Raw genomic sequence first — 8,242 nt, 5'->3', positions numbered from 1 at the left:
TCCGTGCCAAATTTTGCTTGTTGAGGACAATTTAGTTAATCAGAAAATTGCATCGATGATGCTTAGAAAGCTTGGGTATGAATGTACTATTGCTTCTAATGGTAAAGAAGCACTCTCTATTATTGCAGATGCTTCGGAAAATCCTTTTACTTTAATATTCATGGATATGCAGATGCCTATTATGGATGGGGTTACTGCCACTGAGAATATAGTGAAACTTTATAAAGATAAGGCGCCGCCAGTTATTGCGATGACAGCGAATGTCCTAACTGAAGATAAGAAGAAATGTTTTGATGCAGGTATGGTTGATCATGTCTCAAAACCTATTAAAATTGATGAGCTTAAGAGAGTCATAATTTCTAATTGCTAATATTTTCTAATAGAAAGTCTAGGTCGTTGATGAATAGTATTTCTTTTCGCATTCTTAAGTAAGTTGAGTAGAATAAATCTGGTGCACTCTCTGTTAATCTTAAGTACTCAGAAATTGATTCTTGCTCACCATTCTTTAGATAATTTACAATCGCAGCAAATGTCCTAGAGTCAAAAGCATAGTTTGTAGTATTTTTAAGGGCCATCTCACCAAGTTCTTTTGTTGAGTAGTTATTAATTCGAAACTTATAGCTTGAGAGTACGCTGTTAATACTTAATAAGGTTGGGGATAGGTAATATACTACTCCCATTTCTTTTGCACTAGGGTGCATTACTATAGTGTCTTCATCATTGATTATATGCTTTCCCATATACTTTGTATAAAGACCTCTTAGAACACTTCTTCTAAGTGCAATATTCTTAAATTTAAATCTCTTTGTTACAAATAGTAGAGACATGGATTCTGCAAATGACTCTGCCATATGTATATTGTGAGAATTTGGCATTGATAGGATTGGAATGTATGTTTTATCCAAGCAGTGTGAAAGTTCGTGATAAAGAGAAATAAGCTTTAGCTCTTTCAATGTCATAAGCTTCATTACTTTTTCAACTGTTTGTTCTGGATATGGATTTATATTATCTGTGATCCCTAGGATACGTTTTACTTCATCTTTATGTTCTAGGTTTGCTCCTGAAGGAAATACGGCGCAAAAGCGATATTTATTTGTTCTACTATCTTTAAAAGGTAGGGCACTCGCTGAGTTATTTAATACTGTATGGTAATCAAGAATCGTTTCACTATCAAACTTTTCAAGTTTTATATTAAACTTTTCAAGGATATAATCTTTAATAATTTTTAGATTTTTTGGTTTTGAGTCTGTAAGTTTATTTCTTATTATATCTTTATCAAATATTAAAATAGGGTACTCTTGACCCTGATTAAACTCTTTGTTTAGACGTTCAATTTCAGGAGTCGTATTAAATCCATAAGAGCTTAAAGAGATAACTAATATAAAATAAATTTTTATCCATTCTTTTATCATTATCTTCTGCTAACCTTTTTTGGAAGAAAATCTTCAATTTCATCAATTAAATACTTCATTCTTTGTGTAGTATCTTCTAGCTTTTTTAGCTGAGAGTGTATGAGAATAATTCTATCCAGTTGCCCGAGCTTTTGTTCAATAGGTCTCTCTTCTTCGATAAGCTCATCTTCATCAAATACATCTTCGCAAGGAATATGAGAGAATTCATTCATCAATGCCTCAAGAGGATCATTCTTCATAAGCTCTTCGTTTGAGACATTCTCTTCTGGGTAATTCTTGGCAGCAGGGAACATTACGAGATTGTCTGCCGATGTTTGAATGCTTTCTTTCATGTCACTTCCATTTTTAGTTCATTTATATAGTTGCTAATTTGATGCCAAAAGTTATTCGTATAATTAGTAGTTTAGGTGGAGTTTCTTCATTTATTTAGTGTCTATTAATTTTGTATCGACTGAATAATAGACACTTATAGAGTGTTTCTATTGATCACCAAGTAAACTCATATTCATCCTAACTGAGCTTTGAATTTGGCAAAAGGTAAGTGAATTAATTACAAGAGGAAGTGATTAAAAGTTCGACATTTTTAAAGGAAATTAATTCCTTGTGGAAAGATATTGTCTAGATTGAGATCATATTGGTGAGTTTAATTCATTTGGAGATTTAGATGAGTGAAAGACCAGCTTGCCTTAAATGCGTTCATTACAAAGCCTCTTGGGACCCTAATAAGCCTAGGTCATGCTCCCTCTATGGATTTAGTTCGCAGTCTATCCCCTCACAAGTTGTAAAAAGAGAAACTGGAATAGAGTGCCAAGGCTTTAGACTTAAGGATCACTTTAAGAAAGAAAAAGTCTTAGATCTCAATGATGATTCTCTTTGGTAGAGAGTCACTTCCCTCGTAGGTAGTTAATATCTTATTGATTGACTCGTTTAGTCGAACATTTTTTCCAGCTACTTTTCATTGCTCAAAATTAGTAAAATATATTTAGAGAGATTAACTCAATCGGAGCCTATGATGAGCCTATTCCAAAGTCTAAATGTAACAAGCAATACTTCTAATCAACTTGGAAGAAAGCTAGAGATTGTCGGCGATAATATTAATAATGCTGGTACGACAGGTTTTAAAGGAAATAGGGCCGAGTTCTCTGAGATGCTTACAGATGCATCGATTGGTGTTGATGGTGGAGACCAAATTGGCGCTGGTGCAGTTATCGATGGGAAAACAAGAGACCTAACTCAAGGAACTCTTTCTAATACTGATTCAGCTACTGACCTTGCTATTGATGGGAATGGACTCTTTGCTGTTGATACTCCTTTTGGGCAGGCCTACACAAGAGACGGTTCATTTCACTTTGATAAAGATGGCTTTTTAGTTTCAAGTGATGGTCATAAAGTTCTAGGATTCAACGGAGAGGAAGGAAGAGAGTCTAGCTCTGTTGCTCCTCTAAGAATCTCAAAAGGTAATATGGATCCAGTTTCAACTTCTAACGTTAAGATTACAATGAACCTAGATGCTAGGGAAAATGTAAAAATATTTAACCCTGAAGATCCTAGAGAAACTAGTAGTTTTGAAAGATCTGTCACTGTTTTAGATGCTAAGGGCGAACAACAAACACTAGCAGTATTCTTTACTAAGACTTCTGCAGGTAATTGGTCTTATAATGCAATGGCAGATGGAAAAGACCTTGAGCCACAAGTGGGTGGTAAAGTTCTTGTAGGAACAGGAAATGTTACATTTGATGATAAAGGTGTCTTAGTAAATGATTCTGGACTAGATGCTGTGGCCACTTTCAAGGGTGGAGAAGAACAATCTATTAATATTAGTTTAACAAATAAAGGTGAACCAACTACTCAGTTTGGAACAACAACAAGTGTTAGTTCGAACTCTAGAGATGGAAATACTGGTGGGTCTGTTGTTGGACTTGGTTTCGATCAGGGAGGCTCTATGACGCTTCGGTATGATAATGGAAAAAGTGTTCAACTAGGAAAAGTTGCTATTGCTAAATTTGCAAATGAGCAAGGACTTAGAAAAGTTGGTCAAAACCTCTATGTTGGTAACCAGTCCTCAGGTCAAGTTTCACTAGGGCAAAGTGGTAAAGACGCCCGCGGAGATATTAGAACTAACTCTCTAGAATTATCAAATGTTGATATTACAAATAACTTTGTAGATATGATGAAAACTCAAAAGAGTTTTTCTGCTAATGCTCAAGCAATGGGTGCAATTGATAGTCTTCTAAAGAATGTAATCGCTCTTAAATAATTGTAGCGTTAGCTGTGAACTGAATAAGTCCATTGCCAGTATCCTCTTTTACTTCAACTTGTACTTTCTCTTTTTTACAATTTGAAAGTAAACTTTCAATGCACGCCTTATTGTAAGGAACTAAGATATCTTTAATGTTATTAAAGTACTCTCTTGCACTCTCAATTGGCTCAAGTTCAAAAGTGACTTCGTTCTCTGTCTTTTTGAGAACGTTATATTTGTATCCATCTTGATAGTAAGCTGCATTGTCTAGATATAGCTTTAACAAAGATAGACTTGATTTGTTTTTCTTTTGATACTGCTCTGCTTGAACTCCATGTAACTCTAGATCAGCTGAAAACTTTGCAATCTGCTTAAAGTCCGATTCAGTTATACCATCTTTGAGTACTTCATTGAGGAGATCATATGCGAAAAGGTAATTAATCTTATTATTTAAATCAAAGAAAATTAAGTCTGACATTTTTAATTTGGCCAAGTGTTGATCAAACCTTTCTTTACCAATTTTCTCTAAAGCAAATTTTATAATTGGAGCTATTTCTTTTATTGAGGAATAAGAGTTGTTGAAGTACTTCTTTGGTAGTTTGAAAACATTTTTAGTTGATGGAGATGTTGGTTTAATACCTCTATCAATATAACCAGTCCAAACAGACGAAGATGGAATATCGAGTAGTTTACTGAGTAAAAACCAGTGCTTAGCAGATACTGAGCAATGAAATGATTCAATTTTAGATAGTGTACCCTGCGTTATTCCGGTGCGTTTAGAGACTTCATTTTGAGTCAAATTCATACGTTTTCTTGCACTTAGTATAATTTTAGATAATCTAAATTCATCAATTTTCATTTTCTTATTCTCTTTGTAGTACTTATGTCCTATGTCTAATATAGAACAATTTCACAAATTATCAACGAGTTTAGACATTTTTATGAACTTTTGTTAAAAGCTATAAGATTAAATAATTTTTTAAGGATCATGATGAGCACGATAAATACTAGGGTTTCAACAGTAGTAACCAATTTTGAAAACTTCTCTAATTGGGAAGATAAATATAAGGCCATAATTAACCTAGGAAAAGACCTAGAGACATTGCCTGAAGAGTTTAGGCTTGAAAGTAATAAAGTGAAAGGCTGTCAAAGTCAGGTATGGCTTCATGCTGAACTTGAAGGTGATAAAGTCATTTTTAAGGCAGATAGTGACGCTGCTATTGTAAAAGGAATCATTGCTCTTCTCTTAAGTGTTTATTCTGATGCAACTCCTGATGAAATTCTAGCTACAAAGCCGGACTTCTTAGAAACTATTGGACTAAGACAGCACTTATCAATGAGTAGAGCAAATGGTCTTAGCTCTATGGTAAAGCAGATTTCTGTATATGCTCTGGCATTTAAAACAAAACTAAGTCTAGGACTTTAAAGATGATGATTTATAGACCAAGAAGAAACAGAACCTCTAACTCAATTAGAAGGCTAGTCAGAGAAAATCATCTAACAACTAATGACTTAATTGCACCTCTTTTTGTAATTGAAGGTGAGAATAAATCGATTGCAATTGACTCTATGCCTGGTCAGCTTAGGCTGAGTATAGATTTGCTTGTTAAAGAAGTTCAAGAGCTATGGAGTCTCGGAATTCCTTGTGTCTCTTTATTTCCAGCTTTAGATGATTCTATAAAAGATAAGTATGCAACTGAATCTTATAACGACGATGGACTCTTTCAGCGTGCGATTAGAGCAGTTAAGAAAGCTTGTCCTGATATGTTGATTATGACAGATGTTGCAATGGATCCATACTCAAGTGATGGTCATGATGGAGTGGTTTCTGACAATAATGAAATTCTTAATGATGAGACACTCGAAATATTAGCTAAAATGTCTGTCTCTCAGGCCAAGGCCGGAAGTGATATTATTGGTCCATCTGATATGATGGATGGGAGAGTTGGGTACATTAGAGATGCTCTTGATGACGCTGGTTTTTATAATACCATTATCATGTCTTATACTGCTAAGTACGCTTCGGCATTCTACGGGCCGTTCAGAGATGCTTTAGATTCTGCTCCTAAGTCAGGGGATAAGAAAACTTACCAAATGGATTTTTCTAATAAGAGAGAAGCTCTAAGAGAAACTATACTTGATGAGCAAGAGGGGGCCGATATTCTTATGGTAAAGCCGGGACTTAGTTACCTGGATATAATAAGTGATATGCGCTCTAATACAACACTTCCAATAGCTGCTTACAACGTAAGCGGAGAGTACGCTATGGTTAAAGCTGCTAGCGAAAAGGGATGGATTGATGGCGAGGCCGTGATGATGGAGATGTTAATGTCTTTCAAAAGAGCGGGCTGCGATATGATTCTCACTTACTTTGCTAAGGAAGCTGCCAAAGTATTAAATAGATAGTCTTAGGACTATCTATTTGTTCTTTGATAAGATTTATCGATCTCTTCTTGTAAATTCTCTACCTGTAGAACTCTGAAGACTTTTTCCTCATAGTTCTTTCTTTTATTTCTATAGTTAATCGAACTAAGGCAATCGTCCTCTGTAAGAGAGAAGTCTTTCTTACCTTGTATTAATATTCCTTCAACAACACCGGTTCTCTCATTAAAGACAGGAGAGCCACTATTTCCAGTATAGGTATCAGTATTTGTAATAAAGTAATTCTTTCTACTTTGAAATGCTTGAAAAGGGTTCAGAAGATTAGAGAGAACGAAACCTCTAACTTTTGCCCCATCTGCTATTTTTAGTGGAAGGCCAATCGGATGTCCTATTACAACTAAAGGCGTGCTTCTTTCGACTTTTCCTGACTCTCTAATTGGAAGTGGTTCAACTTCTTCTACTGCACGATCAAGCTGAATTAGTGCGTAATCTTTTAAGTTAGAACTATTTGAAATTAATTTTCTATCAATTAACTTTTTACAAGAGTATGTATTATTTTTTTGTATTTTCTTTGTTCCTTTTACGTAATTAAATACCCACTTATTCTGTTTGCACTGGAACTCATTATTTACACAATGTCCCGCTGTCAGAAGTAGGTCAGGGCCTACTAGAAATGCTGTACATGTAGGTAGTGAAACCTGCTCACTAAAGGCCTCTTCTTTACAAAGGTTATAGTATAATCTTACAGGTAATTGATTAAAGCTATATTCTTTCTCTGAGTCTTTTGAAGGAAGTAAGTTCTTACTCCAAACCATACCAGCAACAGAGGCAGATGCTTCTGTGAATCTCTTGTCAAAGTACTCCTGACTCTCTTTTCGATTGTCTTCACCGTATATGACTTTTTGTTGAGCGATTGTACTCATCGTTGTGAAAACACAAGCCATAATCAAAATAGAAAAGCGCTGCTTTTTTGTCATTGATCCTCCGAAGCATGGAGTGTAGGTGAGGGGTGTATTTGAAACAATGCTCTGTGTAATGTTTTCTTCGAGAGAACTTATTGACTAAGAGCTAACTCTTGATTTTTACTTAAGGTTTCACGGAGTTTGCAAATGGTATTTTCAAAAGATATTTCAATAAGACAATTATTTGAAAAAGAATCATCCACTTACACATATATTGTTTATGATAACAAGACCTTAGATGCGATAATTATAGACCCAGTTAAGGAAACTCTTGAGCGAGATTTACGTATTATTCGTGAACTAGATTTAAAACTCCACTGGTGTCTAGAGACTCATTTACATGCTGATCATATAACGAGTTCATTTTCACTTTCAAATGAACTAGGAGCACGAATAGGGCTTAGTAATAAGGCCTTAGTTGATTGCACAAAGTCGGTTTCTCTCAATCACAACGAGGTCATAAAATTATCTGATAATTTAAGCTTTAAATTATTAGAAACCCCAGGACATACAAACTGTTCTGCATGTGTACTCATTGATAGCTACCTCTTTACTGGAGACACTCTACTTATTAGGGGCTGTGGAAGGACTGACTTTCAAGAGGGTTCCAATGAGTCACTTTTTAAAAGTGTAAGGGAGACATTATTTGAATTGCCAGATGATACGACCATTCTTCCCGCTCATAATTATAATGGCGAGATGAGCTCTACAATAGCTGAAGAGAAAAAGCATAATCCTCGACTTAAGCTAAGTAATTCCTTTTCAGACTTTGAAACGATAATGAACAATCTTAACCTTCCATACCCTGCAAAGATCGATATAGCTCTTCCTGCTAATAAGTATTGTGGAAAGGCCGTAGATTAATGAAGTGCTTACTTCTAATAGCAGTTTTGTTCACTTCTACTTCTTATGCCAAAGAGTACATTGTTAAAAAGAAAAAAAATGAAGTTAAAATAACTCTTGAACTTAGTAAGGAATATGAGGCCAAAGAGACGTTTTTAAGTACGCCCCTTTTAATATGGAATAAAAAGCTGAAACATCATGGACCAAGTATTGGTATTTTCCCTATTGGTAGTGACTCTAAAGAACGCGTCTCTATAAAGGCTAAGGTCTCTAACTTTGATAAGTTTAAAAAAGAAAATACAATAAATTTAAAAAGCCTAAAAGCTACTTCCATTAAATTTGGAGAGCCTAAGTTTTCTAAAGATCAAGTTACCTATACACTTCGATATAAGTTGCCAGGTAAT

At 34.9% G+C, this 8,242-nt stretch carries 11 protein-coding genes; 7 read left to right on the top strand and 4 right to left on the bottom strand.

Going from position 1 to position 8,242, the window contains the following annotated elements:
• Positions 1 to 370, top strand: a 370-nt coding sequence (locus tag ABX784_RS13885) for a response regulator (protein ID WP_372655658.1), incomplete at its 5' end; no start/stop codon positions are given.
• On the opposite strand, the gene ABX784_RS13880 is transcribed toward ABX784_RS13885, so the two are convergent.
• Positions 360 to 1,412: a hypothetical protein gene (locus ABX784_RS13880; protein ID WP_372655657.1), complete on the bottom strand. Its 1,053-nt coding sequence runs from the start codon at positions 1,410 to 1,412 to the stop codon at positions 360 to 362. The genes ABX784_RS13885 and ABX784_RS13880 overlap by 11 nt on opposite strands.
• Positions 1,412 to 1,744 carry a hypothetical protein gene (locus ABX784_RS13875; protein ID WP_372655656.1) on the bottom strand — a complete coding sequence of 111 codons (333 nt, stop codon included), beginning with the start codon at positions 1,742 to 1,744 and terminating at the stop codon, positions 1,412 to 1,414. The genes ABX784_RS13880 and ABX784_RS13875 overlap by 1 nt, the downstream gene beginning before the upstream one ends.
• A 332-nt stretch (positions 1,745 to 2,076) precedes the next feature.
• On the opposite strand from ABX784_RS13875, the gene ABX784_RS13870 reads away from it, so the two are divergent.
• A complete protein-coding gene (locus ABX784_RS13870) occupies positions 2,077 to 2,292 on the top strand; it encodes a hypothetical protein (RefSeq protein WP_372655655.1) in 216 nt (71 codons plus the stop codon).
• A gap of 129 nt (positions 2,293 to 2,421) precedes the next feature.
• On the top strand, positions 2,422 to 3,669 hold the full coding sequence (locus ABX784_RS13865) for a flagellar hook protein FlgE (RefSeq protein WP_372655654.1): 1,248 nt from the start codon (positions 2,422 to 2,424) through the stop codon (positions 3,667 to 3,669).
• Here the strand turns inward: ABX784_RS13865 and ABX784_RS13860 are convergent.
• Complete coding sequence (locus ABX784_RS13860; RefSeq protein ID WP_372655653.1) at positions 3,662 to 4,510, bottom strand: helix-turn-helix domain-containing protein; 849 nt, start codon at positions 4,508 to 4,510, stop codon at positions 3,662 to 3,664. The two genes, ABX784_RS13865 and ABX784_RS13860, sit on opposite strands and share 8 nt — an antisense overlap.
• Positions 4,511 to 4,642: 132 nt before the next feature.
• Here ABX784_RS13860 and ABX784_RS13855 point away from each other — a divergent pair, with 132 nt between their 5' ends.
• Positions 4,643 to 5,077, top strand: coding sequence for a SufE family protein (locus ABX784_RS13855; RefSeq protein ID WP_372655652.1), 435 nt, complete (start codon positions 4,643 to 4,645; stop codon positions 5,075 to 5,077).
• 2 nt (positions 5,078 to 5,079) lie between these two features.
• The gene (hemB, locus tag ABX784_RS13850; protein WP_372655651.1) at positions 5,080 to 6,057 is read left to right on the top strand and encodes a porphobilinogen synthase; all 978 of its coding nucleotides are present in this window, start codon (positions 5,080 to 5,082) and stop codon (positions 6,055 to 6,057) included.
• Positions 6,058 to 6,065: 8 nt separating this feature from the next.
• Here the strand turns inward: hemB and ABX784_RS13845 are convergent, their stop codons facing one another.
• Positions 6,066 to 7,010 (bottom strand): serine protease, encoded by a 945-nt coding sequence (locus ABX784_RS13845; RefSeq protein ID WP_372655650.1) that lies wholly within the window; start codon positions 7,008 to 7,010, stop codon positions 6,066 to 6,068.
• Positions 7,011 to 7,142: 132 nt separating this feature from the next.
• On the opposite strand from ABX784_RS13845, the gene ABX784_RS13840 reads away from it, so the two are divergent.
• Positions 7,143 to 7,859: an MBL fold metallo-hydrolase gene (locus ABX784_RS13840; RefSeq protein ID WP_372655649.1), complete on the top strand. Its 717-nt coding sequence runs from the start codon at positions 7,143 to 7,145 to the stop codon at positions 7,857 to 7,859.
• The coding region (locus ABX784_RS13835; protein ID WP_372655648.1) for a hypothetical protein at positions 7,859 to 8,242 on the top strand (384 nt) is incomplete at its 3' end. The genes ABX784_RS13840 and ABX784_RS13835, both read left to right, overlap by 1 nt.

Source organism: Halobacteriovorax sp., from assembly GCF_041587335.1.
Taxonomy (GTDB): Bacteria; Bdellovibrionota; Bacteriovoracia; order Bacteriovoracales; family Bacteriovoracaceae; genus Halobacteriovorax.
This window is presented reverse-complemented; position numbering and strand designations above follow the sequence as displayed.